The following is a 16,647-nucleotide window of genomic DNA, read 5'->3' on the forward strand; positions in this document are numbered from 1 at the left end:
GTTACTTTAGGAGTTACACATTTTATAGAATGGTGTTTTTTCGGGATATTTATAAATAAAAATGACTTATATATGGTGTTTTTATCTAATTTATAATCAATTTATAGGTTTATTTATTTTTATAAGCACCCGGCAGGGACGCCGGGTGCTCAGGCATTAACCTTGTCTGCTGACAATTTTGATTTCGACCATGCCAATCCCGAGCTCGCGCGGTGAGTGGCCAAGAATATTTCCTTCATTGGTGGACTGCGGGTCTGGCGGCACAATCACCAGGGTATTGCTGCGCGATGGGTTGGCAAAATGCAGAGTGTGCGTGCTGACATCATTCCCAAGCGTCAGCGTCTGCTCCTCATCGCCCACGCGCACCGGCACTGGCTTATTCGCGTTAGGTCCATACGCTCTGGCTGTGATCACCAGGTCAAATTGCTCCGGCAGGGGATGGGTGTACTCAATTTTCACTTCGTTACCCAACTGCGCGTTTGACCAGCGTCCCCACGACTCCGGACGAGAGATGCCGCTAAACTGCTTCACTTCTTCAGGCGCGCCGGCCACGTTGAAGATGAAGCTGTCTGCTTTATAGCGAATGTCGTTGTCGACGATTTTCAGCATGTCGATGTTGTGCTGATAGCGTGTGGTATCAATCACCGTATCTTTAAAGGCGGTTTTGCCTTTCCACTGGGCTTTGTCCACATGCTGCACGGTTTGCTCCCCGCCAAGCTGCCCCTGAGAGACGCACCAGTCGGTCGACAGCGCCAGCGGCTGTGACCAGAGCTGACCCATTTTGTAACACCTGTCGATCCAGACAAAGTTATCGCGTGGGGCGAAATCGGCCAGCTGGAAACGCAGCGGTGCGGAATATTCACTTTCCGGTAGCGGTTCAACGCGACTGTCCGACACCCGTACCAGCAGCGGCAGACGGAAGTTACTGCCAGAGAAGGCAATCGTGTTTTTCTCCCGATCGATGGTGAAGTCTTTCATCTCTTTCGGGAAGTTCCACAGCCGGATGATGTCGGGCTTCCAGGCGAGGATTTTCTCCTTCATGTTGAGGAACACTTCCGACAGGGATTGCCCGGACAGCGTGCTGCGACCCAGGCCAATAAAGTTGTCGCCACCCAGAATGTCCAGCACGGTTGCGCCGTTATCCATGGAGTTGCGTTTGGTGGCGATCACCTCTTGTTGCGGCTGGTCGCCGCGCAGAACGAAGAACAGGTTGCTGCGATCCTGCTTGTTGAGCTGATCCCAGGCGCTGTTTTTCATCGCCAGATGGTCAGACGAGACGACGATGACGGTGTTTTTAAAATACGGCGAGGCTTTGATTTTCTCGACCAGCGCGGCGATATGCTCCTGGCTACAGGTCACGGCGCTAAAGGAGGCGTTGCTTTTGCCGTCCACGTCATAGCGTTTGCGTTTACAGGTGCGCGAGACGAAACCATCCGGATGGTGCGTATCTACCGTCAGCGCGAAGAGGGAAAAACGCTTCCCGGCGCGGGAAAGCGCCTCGAATTTCTTCCAGGTTTCGTCCAGTACGGTATCGTCATAGAAACCCCAGTCGTTGCGGTAGGTCGGGTCGGCAACCGTCGTCTTTAACTCTTCTGAGCCGTACAGGTGATCAAAACCGTGGGATTTCAGGAACACATCTTTTCCGGCAAAGCGCAGGTTTGCACCCTGCACGAAGTAGTTTTCGTAACCGGAATTTTTCAGTATATCGCCCAGGCAAATATTCTGCGGGAAGAACGTCGACATCGAGGCTGAAGCGTTACCTTCAAAAGGTGCGAACAGCGGGATACCGCACTGGGAAGCCACCATCCCGGCGATAGTGTAATCCGTGCCGGGTAACTGCATGGTGTGGCTGAAATCGAGACCTTCATCTTTCAGCGCCCCCAGGTCCGGGGTCAGGTTCGGGAACGCAGTGTTGTCGAAGTAGGTGCGCTCAAGGCTTTCACCGTAGATATAGACCAGGTTGAGTTTCGGGTTGGCGATCGTTTTCGATGGCTCTTTGTAGTACGCCACAAAGTCTGGATCGCCGTCACGCGACTGAGATTTCACCAGTTCGGTGATCTGATGAAACGCCGGGCTGGCGTCGACGGAGGCTAACGCCAGGAAAAGCGCCAGCAGGCTGTAACCATGATGATGAGGAAGATGGCGCCGGCGGCGCAGCACCCAGGCGAGTGCGCCAAATATGGTTACCAGCGCCACAACCAGGCCCAGCCCCGGAAGAATGTACTTGCCCACTCCCGCGCCCGTCAGGCTGTTCGTCAGGGTATAAAGTACCGCATCGTTGATCCCGTCACCGGTGAAGTAATCGCTGGCGTATAAGGTAATGTTCAAAATAATAAAAAAGCCGAGTACGACCAGTGTGGCGATAAACCACCAGGTGTTACGGCCGGCTTTCCAGGCATAAACGCCCACAGAAGCCAGAAAAAGGACAAGAGACATGAATTCTGACAACAGCATATCCTCATGACGCCAGGTGCTTCGCTGGCTAACTGTTTATTTTTTGGGTTATACAATGTAATGGCGATGTCGTTTAGCTGCAATTTTAGTGTCACGAAAGTGTGCTGTTGTTAGGATTTGGTTTAGAAAATCGTTTTTATGAAGAAGGTCGCATCCTGACAAACGGACGCTGAGACGGTGGCAGGTTGGAAAAACGCTCGTTTCACGCCGCGATGCAAGACTATCGCATTAAACGCGGCGTGTTGTGGCAGAAAATGGGGGAAATCAGGAGATGAAATTAACGCCTTGTTTCAACACCAGATCGCAGGCTTTGGTTTTCACCTGTTTCGCCATAGAAGAGTTGCCAAGGGTGCTCAGGTTAAGTTGCTGACCGTTTTGTGCGTTAAGCAGACCCTGAATGCCATCCATATAGCTGGTATCCGCTTTTTGCTCCTGAGTATCGAGACCCAGTTTACCCAGCACCTGGTTTTTCACGTTTTGCGCGTCGGTCACCGAGGCCAGTTTTTGCTTCGCGCAATATTCCAGAATCCCCGCCGCGTTGTTCATCGTGCCCGCGCTCAGGCTTTGGGAGCTGTTGCTAAGCAGGCTGGTGAGGGAAGAGGCGGAGAGCCCACCCTGAGTGCTGCTGCTCTCTTTGGTCAGCTCGTTTGCTGCGCTTGAGAGGGACTCCTGCCAGGACGCCGCTTGCGCTGCGCTGGTAACCAGCAGCGCGCCTAAAAAGGTGCTGATAAGGATCTGTTTTTTCATAATGGCTTTCTCAAAAAGGTCCGTTTTGGGCCGGAAGGGGTTCCAGTATATACCTGTGTCCCGCTGGCGATTCCTGGAACTGTCTTAATACTCTTTGCCGGTAACGCGGCTGCGGTAACTGTCCCAGTCGAAGATGACATACAGACTGTTACCCAGCTTCATACGGTCCATGACGCGTTCGCCCAGTAAGCGGGTCATCTCGTCGATGTTGTGGTTTGTGAGCATGCCGGTGGGGCGTTTGGAGGAAGAACGGCGATCGACAATCTGATTGATGATGACCTTTTCATAACGGGATTCCGTCTGAACGCCAATCTCGTCGATGACCAGTAAATCGACATTACTCAGATCGTTAAGCAGCTGTTCTTCGCTGGTTTCGCGGTTGCTGAAGGTGTCTTTCATGGCGGACATGATATCGGCCACGGTGATAATGAGCACCGATTTACCGCGCAGAAGCAGTTCGTTACAGATGGCCGCGGCAAGATGGTTCTTCCCGGTGCCCGGTTTACCGCTAAAAATGAAGCTGGCGATATTACCGTCAAATTCATCCACGTACTGACGTGCGGCGGCGAGCGCGTTCATCTGCCCGCTGGTTTCAACTTTATAGTTATCAAACGAGCAATTCTGATGCAGAGGGCGAATACCGGAGCGGTTAAACGTGCGCTGCATTTTCATCGCCCGGTTTTCGCGGGCGAGCGCGGCGGCACGGATTTTTCCTTGCTCTTTTTGCCACGCCAGCAGTTCTTCCCCCGTCGTGAAAGCGGGCTTCACGTTAGCTGGCATCATTTTTTGCAGACGTTTCATCAGGTCACCGACGTTCTTCATTTCGCACCTCGGAATCCACTGGGGATCTGTTTATCCGGTTCTGAAAACGCGTTGATATCGCGTTTTGGCTGGCCGTTATTGCTGGCGCGGGTAATCTGCAGATGACGCGCTAGCTTTTGCTGCCACTGAATATGGGTGAAAACTTTACCCTCTGCCTGCCACCAGGCCGTAAAGGCGGCGAGCTCTTCCGCGGTGGCCGGTTGGGTTAACGCAATGCCCCACAGTGCGGCCTGCCGTTGAAAATCGGCGTCGGGCTGCCAGCCCGCATACAGGGCAAATTTGCCCATCGGAACGGTCACCGGGGCGTTAACCGGTTCATCAAACAACTGGTTATCCAGCGTGACATCGCTCACCGGGCGGGATAATTGCGCTTCAGTCTCCAGAAGCTGTGCCAGACGTTCCGGCGTGATTGCGTAAAACGCCGGCGCGTTGTCGGCAAAAACCGCAACCGTGCCGCCTTCGGCGTGAGTCAACACACCGCGTGGGTCGCGCATAAAGGCATCAATGCCAGCAATGCTGGTGGTCAGAATTCTGGAGGACATAACGCTTACTCTACTGATAACGACGGGCGTGATAAGGGCTTATGGTAGCACAGAGAGGGGGAAGGGAAGGAGGGGATTTCCCCGGTGGCGCTGCGCGTACCGGGGCTACAGTCATAGACCTGATAAGCACAGCGCCATCAGGCATTTATCACGCGATGATATTCAGGGTCACATCGATGTTGCCGCGGGTCGCGTTAGAGTAAGGGCAAACAATGTGCGCCGCATCGACCAGTTTTTTGGCTTCCGCCGGATCCATCCCTTCAACGTGGATGTTCAGTTTTGCTTCGATACCAAAACCGGTTGGCAACGGACCAATACCCACTTCGCCTTCAATAAAGGCTTCTTTAGGCAGGGCAAATTTGTCGCGAGCCGCGACAAACTTCATTGCGCCCAGGAAGCAGGCGGAGTAGCCAGCAGCAAACAGCTGCTCAGGGTTAGTCACTTCACCCCCCATGCCGCCCATCTCTTTTGGCACGCCCAGTTTGACATCCAGAACGCCATCGGAAGAGGTCGCACGGCCGTCACGGCCCCCGGTGGCTTTTGCTTTGGCGGTATAAACAACTTTTTCTAAAGACATGGCAGGTTCCTCATCTTACTTTTATGTGTGCTATTAAATAGCGTGCGATATACATGGGTAAAGAAATACGCGTAAAGTATAGCGTCACGCGCGTTGAATCTGTTGTCGCAAAACTTCCAGCTGCTGCTTGAGCGACAGCATGGTCTCGGTATCACACTGTGCCGCGCATCCCACCGCATGAGGGATCCCTGCGGCCTGCTGCTGTAGGTGACGTCCTGCATCAGTCAGGGTGACAGCGACCTGACGTTCGTCTTTACGCGAGCGGTGACGGTTGATGAGACCGGCGCTTTCCAGACGCTTCAGCAGCGGCGTCAGCGTTGCGGAATCAAGGAACAGCCGTTCACCGATGTCTGATACCGTCACGTCATCCTGCTCCCACAGCACCAGCATCACCAGATATTGCGGGTAAGTCAGGTTTAGCGGTGCCAGCAACTGCCGGTACAGCTTGTTAAGCGCCAGATTTGCCGAATAGAGGGCAAAGCAGAGCTGGTTATCCAGCAGGAGCGCAGCGGTCGTGTCGTTCGTTTTCGCGTTCATGAGATGAATATAGATAGTGTGCGATTTAATTGCAAGCAATTTTATGGGCAGGTATATCGCAGCGCCACCTGAACGGCCATTTTACGGTAGTGCTGGCGCTGAGCCCGCTCGTCGGCACCCTCTTCAAACAGCAGAGTGAAGGTGTAGCTGTTGGCGACGTAGTGAAAGCTGAAGCTGCTTATCAGGCGGTGGAGATCGCGGGCGTCAACCGTCTGGCTGAACAGCAGTTTCTCTTTGCCGCGACGCAGGATCTCTTCCAGCAGGTCGAGTGCGCTGCGGTTAACCTGGCGCAGATAATTCGACTGCTGCATAAAGCGGCCACGCTGCATGTTTTCCATGCAGATGATACGGATGTAATCCGGATGGTCAGCATGATAGTCAAAGGTGGTTTCAACCAGGTGGACCAGCGCTTCGACGGGGGGCATATCCGCCAGGCTAAGCGCTTTTTCGCTGGCGCGAATTTCGGTGTAAACGTGTTCCAGCACCAGCAGATAAAGATTTTCTTTATTCTTAAAATGGTAAACCACCATGCGTTTGGTGGTGCCCGCTTTCTCCGCGATCTGCTCCATGCGGGCGCCGTTCAGTCCGTATTCGGCAAACAGCGCAATAGCGCTCTGAAAAATTTTCTCTTTCAGGCTGGACTCTTCGTTGTGCTCGGGGTGTTCGCTGCCAGGGTTAGCCACATCCTTTCCTTATTTTCACCAAACGGACCAGAAAGATTATCTCCACGGTAACGAAATAACACAAATATCAAACGCGCGGGCGTTTGCGGTACAGCCACAATCCGGGGATCGACAGCCCGATAGAGAGCGCACCGACAATGGACGACGCTTTAAGAAAGTTGCTCAGAAGAAGGATCATCTGCGGCTCGGTGTAGCCAAAATGGCTGATTTTCACCGCCGAAATCATTGCCGTATACGCCGATATGCCAGGAAACATTGGGATCACGGCGGCGACGGTGAAGACTTTAGGATGCGCCAGATACCAGCGCGACCATTGAATGCCGATGCTACCGACCAGCATAGAGGCCATAAATGTCGACCATTCGATATTAAAACCCGCCGCCATCATGGCCATTCGCGAGCCGTGACCAATCGCCCCCAACAGTGCACACCACGGCAGAGCACGTTGCGGAACGTTAAAGACCATCGCAAAGCCGACGGCAGGAATGGCGGCCAGGATCATATCCTGTGCCAGTGCCAGCAGAAAATCTATCACGCCCATCCGCGTAACCCCCAGAGAGTCATAGCCATGACCACGCCGATACAGGTTGCCAGCGTCAGCAGGCTGGCGATGGCCCAGCGTGCCAGACCGGTATTAATGTGCCCTTTAAACATATCGGCGACGGCGTTGATTAACGGAAAGCCCGGCACCAGCAAAAGCACGCTGGCCGCCATGGCAATCGTCGGGGTGTTGGCGAGCTGCGGCAGGCGCAGCAGCAGGCCTGAAACGGTAGTGGCGACAAAAGCGGTAATGCAGAAGTTAATTTGCGGGTGCAACTGCCGATGGGTCAGCAACTGGCGTACATACATGGCGATACTGCTGGCGAAAAAGGTGACCAGTGCGCCATCCCAGCCGCCTTTATTGAGCTTACAGAAACAGGCGCATGAGAGCCCGACCATCAGCACGACAAGCCAGCGCGGATAACGTAACGGTTTGATTTGGTTGAACCGTTTTTCAATCTCTTTGAGATCGAGAAGCTTATGCTCCGCAAGGATGACGATATGCTGCACTTCGGTCACAACGTGCATGTTAATGCCACGGTCCTGGTTTTTACGGGTGGAGGTCAGGCACTGACCGTCCTTGATCGTGGTCAGCACAATGGCGTTGGAAGAGATGGCGCTTTCCACGCTGTCCATCCCCAGCGCCAGCCCCAGCCGGGTTGAAAGTTCCTCAACCAGCGCGCTTTCCGCGCCGTGCTGGAGCAGAAAAAGACCGCACTGAATACAGAGCCGCGTGATAGCACGCTGCGTTGACCGTTCTGCCTGCATGTCGTGTCCTGAAGAGAAGGTGAAGAGTAGCCGCGTGGCCCGTAGTGCCTACTTTTAGCACAAAATGCAGTGGCAGTTGCTGTGGGTCAGATCAAGGTTTATGCAAACAGTTGCAGCCTGGCTGACGAAAGACGTTGGGATCAATTTATCAATTCGGTGAATTATTGGTTTGGAAATATAGAATATTTGTATTTAGTTATTCTAATTTTATATTGTCGATATTTTAATGATTGTCGAATTAAATTTATTGTCGCTTTGTGAGATATTAGTGCAGTTTTAGGCATTTCTTAAACTTAAAACATTTCTCATCTTCTGCTTGTATTAATCAGTTTTACACTCAGGGACGAAAATACGTATAACTTGATGCGTTTTAACGTTACTTATCAAATGAAAATGGACACGGAGGGTCTATGTTGTCATTGCACGGTAAGCATGGCGTTGTCATTAGCCGGATACCCGTAATGCAAAATGGGTTAGGGGATGTGGTGACACGACATTTTCCCGATTTTGAATTGACCTATTGCCGCTCACTGCAGGAGTTGACCCTGCTTCAGTTACGCCGCGCAGATGTGATTATTGCCGATGTTTCAGGCGAATACAGGAACCCGCGGGGTGCGCTCGAAGAGTATTACCGCTTATTGAATCAGTACAGGGATATCCACTGGATCTTTTTGGTTTCCCGGCCATTTTATCCTATTGCCGTTGAGCTGCTTATGCGCCCGGAAACCACGTTGCTTTCTGATATGGAACCTATCGAAGGTGTCGTGAACGCTATCCGGGCAGGAAGTGAACGCGCAGAGCGGATTAGCCAGACGTTATTAACTCCCGAATCTCAGGAAGGCGAAGAGGAAGACGAACACGTCATTGCGCTTACAAATTCTGAGCGCAAGGTACTTCGTCTGTTAGGTAAAGGGTGGGGGATTAACCAAATCGCTACGTTGCTTAAGAAGAGCAATAAAACGATCAGTGCGCAGAAAAACAGTGCGATGCGAAGGCTGTCATTACGGAGTAATGCCGATATGTACGCCTGGATCAACAGTACACAGGGAATGAGAGAGCTGAATCTCATGTCAGCCTATGGAGAGTTCGAGGAATGGAAAAAACCGATTCAACACGACATATCGCCATCATCGAAAATTGCACGATGAGTGCCATTGGGCTGCAGCATCTTTTTGCGCAGTCCGAACTCAGTCAATATCAACTGCACCTGTTCAATGATTTCGATGGCTTTAAGAAGGCGCTTTATCACATTAATTTTTTCTCGCTGATCTATTCCCTTTCCGATGCGCGAGAAGCACGTCGCAACTGCCTGGCGCACCTGAGGGATCTCGCGTTTACGCATAGCCATATTCAACGCATTATACTGGTATCTGATGAGATGGAGGCGCGGCTGATTAGCCATCTTTCCCCTTCTCGCCTTCACGGTGTGGTCAGTAAATCAGTGACGCTTGAACACCTGCGGAAAGAATTCATGGTGCTGTTGAGCGAAACGCTGCGCATAAATGACAATATGCTTAATCATTGGTACTGCAGCCAGAACCGGATGTTAAGCCCGACGGAGAGGGCAATATTGCGTTATATGTCGTGCGGCTATTCCATCCCAGAAATCGCGGCGCAGCTTAAGCGCAATATCAAGACTATCCGCGCACATAAGTTTAATGCGATGGTGAAGCTGGGGGTGAATTCTGACGTCGGGTTGCTCGATGCCGCGGATATTCTTACGCATTTGCCGGTAAGAGAAACGCGTAGTGTGGGGTTAAACAAACCGACATTTTTGTAACCTGCCTTTTGCGCCAGAGATCTTCTGGCGCATCAATCAGATGCACACATCGACCCACTTTGCGGATGTCAGCTCTGCCATTCTGTCCGGAGAAATACGCACAGCACTATGGATTGCGCCAGCGGCAGGAAGCACTTCCGCGTACTGTTTTAGAGAGATATCACAGTAAACCGCGAGCGGGTTTTCCAGCCCGAACGGGCAGACGCCGCCAACGGGATGGCCCGTCACGGTGACCACTTCATCACTGCTGAGCATGCGCGCTTTTGCGCCAAAGGTGTCTTTCAGTTTTTTGTTATCCAGACGCGCATCACCCTTCGCAACGACCAGTATCACCTCATTTTTAATCTTCAAAGATAAGGTTTTGGCGATTTGTCCCGGTTCCACACGATGGGCGGCAGCAGCCAGCGCAACGGTAGCCGTACTCTGGCTAAGTTCTATAACTTCTATCTCCGGCGCGTTGTCGGCAAAAAACTGCTGTACGGACTGCAAACTCATTATTTCCTCCTGACAAATAACATGCGTAATCTGTCATAAGAATTTATGCTCTGTAAATATCTCTTAAGTAACAAATATCCCGGATGGCTGATTTCTGGATCCCCTTCACAATCACAGAAACCGGTTACAGTAACCGGTTGCAGAGCGTGATGCGTAGATTAATACTGAGTATGTAACGTCCCCTGTATCCAATAATAAGAGCCAATTATGAAACCATTTCGTCTGAGCAGTACCGCGGGTACACAAGCCAGCAAGGTTGTGAAGCTGAGTTATGGAACAACGTGCGGCGCGAGCGCGTCCGTTAAAAACGTCTGACAGGAGAGCTGCCATGTCTGCCAACCATGCTGCGTTTAATCTGATATTCCGTTTCGTTGAAAATTACGTTAGCCCTATTGCCGGGCGCATCTCTTCTCAACGTCATGTGATGGCTATCCGTGATGGCTTCATCTCCGCGATGCCGTTTATGATTGTGGGTTCATTTTTATTAGTGTTCGCTTACCCGCCGTTTTCGCCTGATACCACCTGGAGTTTCGCACGCGCCTGGCTGGATATGGCGAAACAATTTGAAGGCCAGATCCTCATGCCGTTTGATATGACGATGGGGATTATGTCCATTTATATTTGCGCGGCCATTGCCTATAACCTGGGCAAACACTATGTCAAAACGCACCAGCTCGATCCGTTTATGTGTGCCATGCTGTCGCTCATGGCATTTTTGCTGGTCGCGGCACCGAAAACCAAAGGCACACTTCCTGTCGATAGCCTCGGTGGAACCGGTATTTTCACCGCCATTCTGGTCGCGATTTACTGCGTTGAGATGATGCGTTTCCTCAAGGCGCATAACATCGGTATTCGCCTGCCAGACCAGGTACCGCCGATGATCAAAAACTCCTTTGACCTGCTGATCCCGGTGCTGGTGGTGGTGTTAACGCTCTATCCGCTGAGCCTGGTGATTCAGTCTCAGTTTGACATGCTGATCCCGCAGGCGATTATGTCGATCTTTAAACCCCTGGTTTCCGCGGCAGACTCACTGCCTGCGATTCTGCTGGCGGTACTGATTGGGCATTTGCTGTGGTTCGCCGGGATCCACGGCGCGGCCATTGTCTCCGGGATGCTGCAGATGTTCTGGCTGACAAACCTTGGGGCCAACCAGACCGCACTGGCCGCCGGTCAGCCTTTGCCACATATTTTTATGGAAGCCTTCTGGACGTTCTTCATCGTGATCGGTGGGTCGGGCGCGACGATGGGGCTGGTGATTTGCTATCTGCGTAGCCGCTCGGCGCATTTACGTTCTATCGGGCGTTTGAGCGTGGTACCCAGCTTCTTTAACATCAACGAACCCGTTATCTTCGGCACGCCGATTGTGATGAATCCGGTGTTCTTTATACCGTTCCTGCTGGCCCCCATGGTTAACGCCGTCCTGGCCTGGGCCGCGATGACCTTTGATTTGATAGGCCGCGTCATTTCCGTCGTACCCTGGACAGCACCGGCGCCGATAGGCGCAGCATGGGCCCTGGGCTGGGATTTCCGTGCAGCTATTCTGGTTGTCGTTCTGGCCTGCGTATCGGCCATCATCTACTACCCGTTCTTTAAAGTTTACGAGAAACAACTGCTGGAGCAGGAAGCTGAAGAAGCGCAGCGTAATACAGAAGAGGATAATCAGCAGGTGGCCTAGGTAAAAGCAAAACGGCAACTTTCAGGTTGCCGTTTTTAGTGTTTGTTCCCTCTCCCCGTGGGAGAGGGGCAGGGTGAGGGCATCAGGCCGCACCCAATTACTTCAGCGTACAATCCCCGCACTGCTTAACGTCCGGCAGGCGATAGCGCTGGCAGCAGGTGCGGCGCACCAGGAGTCCGTCACGGAGTACAACGGTACGAAAGAGCGGGTTATCGCGGCCGTCTGAAAGCTGTTTTGCAAAAAAACAGGACTGACGCAGTGCATCAACGTTCTCATCACCAAGCAGCGGTTTCATTTCCGTTAAATACCAGTGGATTAAATATCCAGTATTACTCCAGATAAGCTTTCCGTTGATCTCCCCCGTCGCTTCAAGTGCATCCACCACCGGGATCAAGGCCTGAATGACAAGTTGCTCCAGTCGTTCCTGGGCAGAGAGTGGCGCCGCGTTCAGGTCCTCGTGCAGATCGATCCAGAAACAGGCCGCTCGACCGGTTTCGTGGAACTCGACATGGAAATGTTCCGGGGAGAGCGCCAGCATGCTTTTCTGGGTTAACACCGCCAGCATGAGCGGAGGCACCATCAGCCCGATATACCATTGTGCCCACAGGGAAAGCAAAGGCTTATTTTCTCGCGTCAGGGCTGGCTGATTGCGATAGATATGGTCGGAATAGGTGGCAAGCAGCGACTGCAGCGTAGAGGGTTGTCGCCACTCCGCGAGGGTCATGGCGTGGTGCGGGGGCGCTTCATCAAGCCGGATAAAGTCCAGCAGGTGAGCGCGTGTTTCCGCAATCTTATCCCGTATGGCATCCGCAAGCGAGGCATTCCCGTTGGTGAGGGGCGCTCGCCAGAGAAGGGGTTCAACAATGTGTGCGGTATGCGTAGCCATAGTTGAGATAGGAATCTAAATGATAATGATTGCCAATCCTAACTATTGCTTATACCAATGGCAAGACTTTTGTCCTGATTCAACGCCGACTCGTCTACGCGGTTTGCAGCTCTTCGCTCAGAAGAATGTTGTTACGTCCAAGATGCTTTGCTTCATAGAGCGCTCTGTCGGCTCTCTCCAGCGCGCCTTCGACATCTTCATTTTCAAAAATGGCAATACCGATGCTGATGGTGACATTGGTGGCGACGCTTTCGTTGAAGAGATGCGGGATTTTCAAATCGTAGACTTTCTGCCGGATCCGCTCTGCCGTATGACGGGCGTGTTCAAGTGAAATATTCGTCAGCAGCACCATAAACTCTTCCCCGCCGAAACGCGCCACAATGTCACGCGAACGCACGGCGTCGCGGATTGCTGCAGAAACACGTTTCAGGGCCTGGTCACCCATCATATGGCCGTAGTGGTCGTTATAGGCTTTGAAGTGGTCGATATCCATCAGCAGAACAAAGTGTTCACCGTTTTCCACCGCTGGCAGGTTCTCCAGGCGGCTCTGCAGGCCGCGACGATTATAGAGGCCGGTAAGCGGATCCATCATGCTGAGATCGGTAAGGGTCTCCCGTTCTTCCAGCAGCCGGGAAAGCAATTCCTGCGCAAAGCGATCGTTACGTCTTTGCAAAATGTTATGAATAGCGATAGCTACCACAGGAAGTGCGAAAGAATAGGTCATTCTCAGCCACATCTCTGGATCGCTTAACCACAGACAGACAATAAACGCGGGGAGTGAATGCAGAGTAAATGCTTTGATATTACTGGCGAATGCCAGCGTTCCGATAAAAAGCACCGTTAATAGGGCGATTAACAAATACGTCGCCTGGTTATGGGTAATTAGCGAAAATTTCGAATCAATTTGCCATGCCCACAAAATACCGAAGATCCCTGAAACAACAGGAATATTTATCTTTCGCGCACACTTTTTCCAGTGCCAGACAAACAGGCCTATGCTGATGGAAAAAATTGCAATCAGCGGGGCGGAAAACACGCGCACGGAATAGAGCGGATTTGTTACCGAGAACACCGCTGAGGTTGCATTCAGAAATAAAAATAAACGTAACGATAATTGATATTTTCGTTGAACCAAAGACCGCCAGGATTGTGATGTCATAGTCGTGCGTTTTTATTAAAATTTAATTAAAACAGATAAATAGGCGTTGTTTCGCAATAAAATATGCAAAAAACTCAAAGAGTAATTATAAGAAAAACTTTATGTGTAGTTAACAGGTGAGCAATTTATCACCTTAGGCTATTCCTGTCATTCTACATAGCGGTAAAGGTCGAACTTTTTTGATTGTCTGCGCTGACAAATGATAATTTTTATCATATGATATTGTTTATCATTATCGTTATGAAAGGGCGATGCATGTTGAACAGGGTGCTGGGAAGTGCATGGGGGGTACTGCTGCCGGGCACCGTGCTTGGCGGTTTGATGTTCGCCGATCTCTCCATTGATGTCTGGAAAACCATTCTTGTGTCGGGATTGCTGGTGACTTCATGCATGATCTGGCATAAGCAACTACGTCACTTTGTTTTACTGCCATCCGGTATGGCACTGATTGGTGGAATTCTGGTAATACTGATGAGTTTGAAATAACAGGGAAAAATAAGAGGTACAACAGAAGGGATGCAAGATAATTGGTGCGAGGGGGGGGACTCGAACCCCCACATCCGTAAGGACACTAACACCTGAAGCTAGCGCGTCTACCAATTCCGCCACCTTCGCACAGTTATCTTACTGGTTTGATATCGCCTCGTTGGTGCGAGGGGGGGGACTCGAACCCCCACATCCTAAGGACACTAACACCTGAAGCTAGCGCGTCTACCAATTCCGCCACCTTCGCCCAGTGCGAGCAATATCAACGTGATTTATGGTGCGAGGGGGGGGACTCGAACCCCCACATCCGTAAGGACACTAACACCTGAAGCTAGCGCGTCTACCAATTCCGCCACCTTCGCATACCATCGATACTGTAAAAGTATCGTAACCACGGAGGCGCATTCTAGATGTTTTCAGCTTTACGTCAACAGAAAAGTGCGCACGATTTATTGATCGCTGCAAAAATGGTCGGGAGCGAGGTGCCTGTTTGCCGGATAGCGCATGCGCTTATCTGGCAAACAGAACGGGAGATTACTTTTTGGCCTGACGCGTCATCACGGTGCGATACACCTTAAAGCGGCCGGTCTGGGCGATCACTTCGTGGAAGCCAAAGGTTTCATCCAGCACTTTCGGATACGCCAGGAAGGCGTTCGCGACGATACGCAGTTCACCGCCACTGTTGAGGTGACGGGTCGCACCACGAATCAGCGCTTGCGCCGCTTCGAGGCTGGTCTCCATACCGTCGTGGAACGGCGGGTTAGAGATGATCATGTCAAAGCGGCCGGTCACGTCAGAGAAGACGTTGCTGGCAATAACATCGCCTTCAATGCCGTTTGCCGCAAGCGTTGCACGGCTGGCTTCTACCGCCGGGGCGCTCACATCACACAGGGTTAAACGGACTTTAGGCGAATGGCTGGCAAGCACCGTTGAAAGCACGCCCGCGCCGCAGCCCACATCCAGCACTTTGCCTTTGGTGTGTGGTGTCAGGGTAGAAAGCAGCAGCTTACTGCCGGTATCCAGCGCATCACGGCTGAACACGCCCGGCAGAGTTTTGATGGTCAGGCCGTCAAGCTGATACTCGTCCCAGTAGGTGTTAGCATCGAATTCTGTCTGTTTTTCCAGACGACCATGGTACAGACCGCAGCGACGCGCGCTGTCGACTTTATTCAGTGGCGCATAGCCTTCCAGCATCTGTTCAGCACTGCGCACGCCGCTGCGGTTCTCACCGACAACGAAAATGTCGCAACCCACCGGCAGCAGGGAGAGCAGGTTCATCAGCTGGAACTGGGCTTCCGGCTTGTTCTTCGGCCAGTAGTAGATCAGCGTATCGCAGTCAGCAATATCGCGCTGCTCCGCCACCAGGCTAAAGCGCGCGCGCTCGCCCATCTGACGGTTCAGCACCTGCCAGTGGTGGTAGTATTGGGTATGGGCACGGCTTTCAGCACAGTCGAAACGCGCAGGCAGATCATCCTGCATATCTCCGGCAAACAGAATACGGCTTTCTTCGAAATCATCACTGTGACGCAGCAAGACTTCACTTGCCGGGGTAAATGCAGACATGAATTGTTCCTCAATAAACTCAGGCGGGGATTATAGTAGGTAGATGGCGCACTTTCGACACATTTGCTATATTTGCGCGCCTGAGAGACAGGAGTTTTCGCTATGACATCCCGACGAGACTGGCAGTTGCAGCAGCTGGGCATCACCCAGTGGGCCTTGCGTCGCCCGACGGCGTTGCAGGGCGAAATCGCTATCTCCATCCCGGCGCACGTCAGGCTGGTGATGGTGGCGGAAGAACTGCCTGCCCTGAATGAACCCCTGATTGGTGATGTCCTTCGCAGCCTGAAGCTGACTTCCGACCAGGTTTTACAGCTGACGCCGGAACGGGTGGCAATGCTTCCTCCTGAGAGTCGGTGTAACAGCTGGCGCATCGGAGAGACGACCGACATCTCTCTTCAGGGGAGCCAGATCTGCTCGCCAGCGCTGGACGAACTGAAAGCCAACCCAAAAGCGCGCAGCGCGCTATGGCAACAAATCTGCGAATATGAACACGATTTCTTCCCTCACGACGCCTGACCTGACCACCGCGTTCGCGATTGAAACACGCGCCCACGCGTTTCCGTGGAGCGAAAAAACGTTCGCCAGCAACCAGGGCGATCGGTACCTCAACTACCGGCTGGACGTTGACGGCACTATGGCGGCGTTTGCCATAACGCAGGTCGTCCTTGATGAGGCGACGCTGTTTAACATCGCGGTTGATCCTGCGTTTCAGCGCCGGGGACTGGGAAGAGAACTGCTTGAGCATCTCATTCGTGAGCTCGAAACCCGTGACGTTTTTACCCTCTGGCTGGAGGTGCGCGCGTCGAATGTCGCCGCCATCGCGCTATATGAAAGCTTAGGCTTTAACGAGGCGACAATCCGCCGTAACTACTACCCCACCGCAGAGGGACGTGAAGACGCCATTATTATGGCTCTGCCAATTGGATAACAAAG

The 16,647-nt window shown here is 52.3% G+C and carries 19 protein-coding genes and 3 tRNA genes; 6 read left to right on the forward strand and 16 right to left on the reverse strand.

What is annotated here, in order from left to right; genetic code table 11:
• Positions 1 to 156: 156 nt before the first annotated feature.
• From opgB to G0034_RS03030, 9 genes are all read right to left on the reverse strand, one after another.
• The gene (gene opgB, locus G0034_RS02990) at positions 157 to 2,448 is read right to left on the reverse strand and encodes a phosphatidylglycerol--membrane-oligosaccharide glycerophosphotransferase (RefSeq protein WP_014882430.1); all 2,292 of its coding nucleotides are present in this window, start codon (positions 2,446 to 2,448) and stop codon (positions 157 to 159) included.
• A gap of 270 nt (positions 2,449 to 2,718) precedes the next feature.
• Positions 2,719 to 3,201: a YjjA family protein gene (locus G0034_RS02995; protein WP_179120503.1), complete on the reverse strand. Its 483-nt coding sequence runs from the start codon at positions 3,199 to 3,201 to the stop codon at positions 2,719 to 2,721.
• A gap of 84 nt (positions 3,202 to 3,285) precedes the next feature.
• Positions 3,286 to 4,023 (reverse strand): replicative helicase loader DnaC, encoded by a 738-nt coding sequence (gene dnaC / locus G0034_RS03000; RefSeq protein ID WP_014882432.1) that lies wholly within the window; start codon positions 4,021 to 4,023, stop codon positions 3,286 to 3,288.
• Positions 4,020 to 4,565 carry a primosomal protein DnaT gene (gene dnaT, locus G0034_RS03005; RefSeq protein WP_023338998.1) on the reverse strand — a complete coding sequence of 182 codons (546 nt, stop codon included), beginning with the start codon at positions 4,563 to 4,565 and terminating at the stop codon, positions 4,020 to 4,022. The genes dnaC and dnaT overlap by 4 nt, the downstream gene beginning before the upstream one ends.
• Before the next feature lie 148 nt (positions 4,566 to 4,713).
• Positions 4,714 to 5,142 (reverse strand): organic hydroperoxide resistance protein, encoded by a 429-nt coding sequence (locus G0034_RS03010; protein ID WP_010427173.1) that lies wholly within the window; start codon positions 5,140 to 5,142, stop codon positions 4,714 to 4,716.
• A gap of 84 nt (positions 5,143 to 5,226) precedes the next feature.
• Complete coding sequence (locus tag G0034_RS03015; protein WP_014882434.1) at positions 5,227 to 5,679, reverse strand: MarR family winged helix-turn-helix transcriptional regulator; 453 nt, start codon at positions 5,677 to 5,679, stop codon at positions 5,227 to 5,229.
• 41 nt (positions 5,680 to 5,720) lie between these two features.
• Positions 5,721 to 6,362 (reverse strand): TetR/AcrR family transcriptional regulator, encoded by a 642-nt coding sequence (locus G0034_RS03020; protein ID WP_023331963.1) that lies wholly within the window; start codon positions 6,360 to 6,362, stop codon positions 5,721 to 5,723.
• Positions 6,363 to 6,429: 67 nt separating this feature from the next.
• On the reverse strand, positions 6,430 to 6,903 hold the full coding sequence (locus G0034_RS03025) for a threonine/serine exporter (protein WP_014882436.1): 474 nt from the start codon (positions 6,901 to 6,903) through the stop codon (positions 6,430 to 6,432).
• A complete protein-coding gene (locus tag G0034_RS03030) occupies positions 6,894 to 7,670 on the reverse strand; it encodes a threonine/serine exporter family protein (RefSeq protein WP_014882437.1) in 777 nt (258 codons plus the stop codon). The genes G0034_RS03025 and G0034_RS03030 overlap by 10 nt, the downstream gene beginning before the upstream one ends.
• A gap of 410 nt (positions 7,671 to 8,080) precedes the next feature.
• On the opposite strand from G0034_RS03030, the gene G0034_RS03035 reads away from it, so the two are divergent.
• Both G0034_RS03035 and bglJ read left to right on the forward strand, forming a co-directional pair.
• Positions 8,081 to 8,818, forward strand: coding sequence for a helix-turn-helix transcriptional regulator (locus G0034_RS03035; RefSeq protein ID WP_023331965.1), 738 nt, complete (start codon positions 8,081 to 8,083; stop codon positions 8,816 to 8,818).
• Entirely contained in the window at positions 8,815 to 9,450 is a 636-nt protein-coding gene (gene bglJ, locus G0034_RS03040; protein WP_032637559.1) for a DNA-binding transcriptional activator BglJ, read from the forward strand. The genes G0034_RS03035 and bglJ overlap by 4 nt, the downstream gene beginning before the upstream one ends.
• A gap of 36 nt (positions 9,451 to 9,486) precedes the next feature.
• Here bglJ and G0034_RS03045 read toward each other — a convergent pair whose 3' ends face one another.
• Positions 9,487 to 9,945: a YbaK/EbsC family protein gene (locus tag G0034_RS03045; protein ID WP_014882440.1), complete on the reverse strand. Its 459-nt coding sequence runs from the start codon at positions 9,943 to 9,945 to the stop codon at positions 9,487 to 9,489.
• Between the two features lie 328 nt (positions 9,946 to 10,273).
• Between G0034_RS03045 and G0034_RS03050 the strand changes: the two genes are divergently transcribed.
• Positions 10,274 to 11,620, forward strand: a complete 1,347-nt coding sequence (locus G0034_RS03050; RefSeq protein WP_179120504.1) for a PTS sugar transporter subunit IIC — start codon at positions 10,274 to 10,276, stop codon at positions 11,618 to 11,620.
• 97 nt (positions 11,621 to 11,717) lie between these two features.
• Here G0034_RS03050 and fhuF read toward each other — a convergent pair whose 3' ends face one another.
• Entirely contained in the window at positions 11,718 to 12,506 is a 789-nt protein-coding gene (gene fhuF / locus G0034_RS03055; RefSeq protein ID WP_023336732.1) for a siderophore-iron reductase FhuF, read from the reverse strand.
• Positions 12,507 to 12,600: 94 nt separating this feature from the next.
• Positions 12,601 to 13,665 (reverse strand): GGDEF domain-containing protein, encoded by a 1,065-nt coding sequence (locus G0034_RS03060; protein WP_087529116.1) that lies wholly within the window; start codon positions 13,663 to 13,665, stop codon positions 12,601 to 12,603.
• Positions 13,666 to 13,881: 216 nt separating this feature from the next.
• On the opposite strand from G0034_RS03060, the gene G0034_RS03065 reads away from it, so the two are divergent.
• On the forward strand, positions 13,882 to 14,151 hold the full coding sequence (locus G0034_RS03065; RefSeq protein ID WP_173674974.1) for a DUF1435 domain-containing protein: 270 nt from the start codon (positions 13,882 to 13,884) through the stop codon (positions 14,149 to 14,151).
• 42 nt (positions 14,152 to 14,193) lie between these two features.
• On the opposite strand, the gene G0034_RS03070 is transcribed toward G0034_RS03065, so the two are convergent.
• The 4 genes from G0034_RS03070 to rsmC all read right to left on the reverse strand — a co-directional run bounded on the left by G0034_RS03070 (position 14,194) and on the right by rsmC (position 15,714).
• Positions 14,194 to 14,280: transfer RNA gene (locus G0034_RS03070), tRNA-Leu, on the reverse strand.
• A 32-nt stretch (positions 14,281 to 14,312) separates the two neighbouring features.
• Positions 14,313 to 14,398, reverse strand: a tRNA-Leu gene (locus G0034_RS03075).
• A gap of 28 nt (positions 14,399 to 14,426) precedes the next feature.
• Positions 14,427 to 14,513 (reverse strand) — tRNA-Leu (locus G0034_RS03080).
• Positions 14,514 to 14,685: 172 nt separating this feature from the next.
• Positions 14,686 to 15,714, reverse strand: coding sequence for a 16S rRNA (guanine(1207)-N(2))-methyltransferase RsmC (gene rsmC, locus G0034_RS03085; protein ID WP_048996654.1), 1,029 nt, complete (start codon positions 15,712 to 15,714; stop codon positions 14,686 to 14,688).
• A gap of 102 nt (positions 15,715 to 15,816) precedes the next feature.
• Here rsmC and G0034_RS03090 point away from each other — a divergent pair, with 102 nt between their 5' ends.
• The gene (locus G0034_RS03090; RefSeq protein ID WP_014882446.1) at positions 15,817 to 16,230 is read left to right on the forward strand and encodes a DNA polymerase III subunit psi; all 414 of its coding nucleotides are present in this window, start codon (positions 15,817 to 15,819) and stop codon (positions 16,228 to 16,230) included.
• A complete protein-coding gene (gene rimI / locus G0034_RS03095; protein ID WP_014882447.1) occupies positions 16,199 to 16,642 on the forward strand; it encodes a ribosomal protein S18-alanine N-acetyltransferase in 444 nt (147 codons plus the stop codon). Before G0034_RS03090 ends, rimI begins: the two co-directional genes overlap by 32 nt.
• Positions 16,643 to 16,647: the final 5 nt, after the last annotated feature.

The organism is Enterobacter sp. T2, assembly GCF_010692925.1.
Lineage (GTDB): Bacteria > Pseudomonadota > Gammaproteobacteria > Enterobacterales > Enterobacteriaceae > Enterobacter > Enterobacter kobei.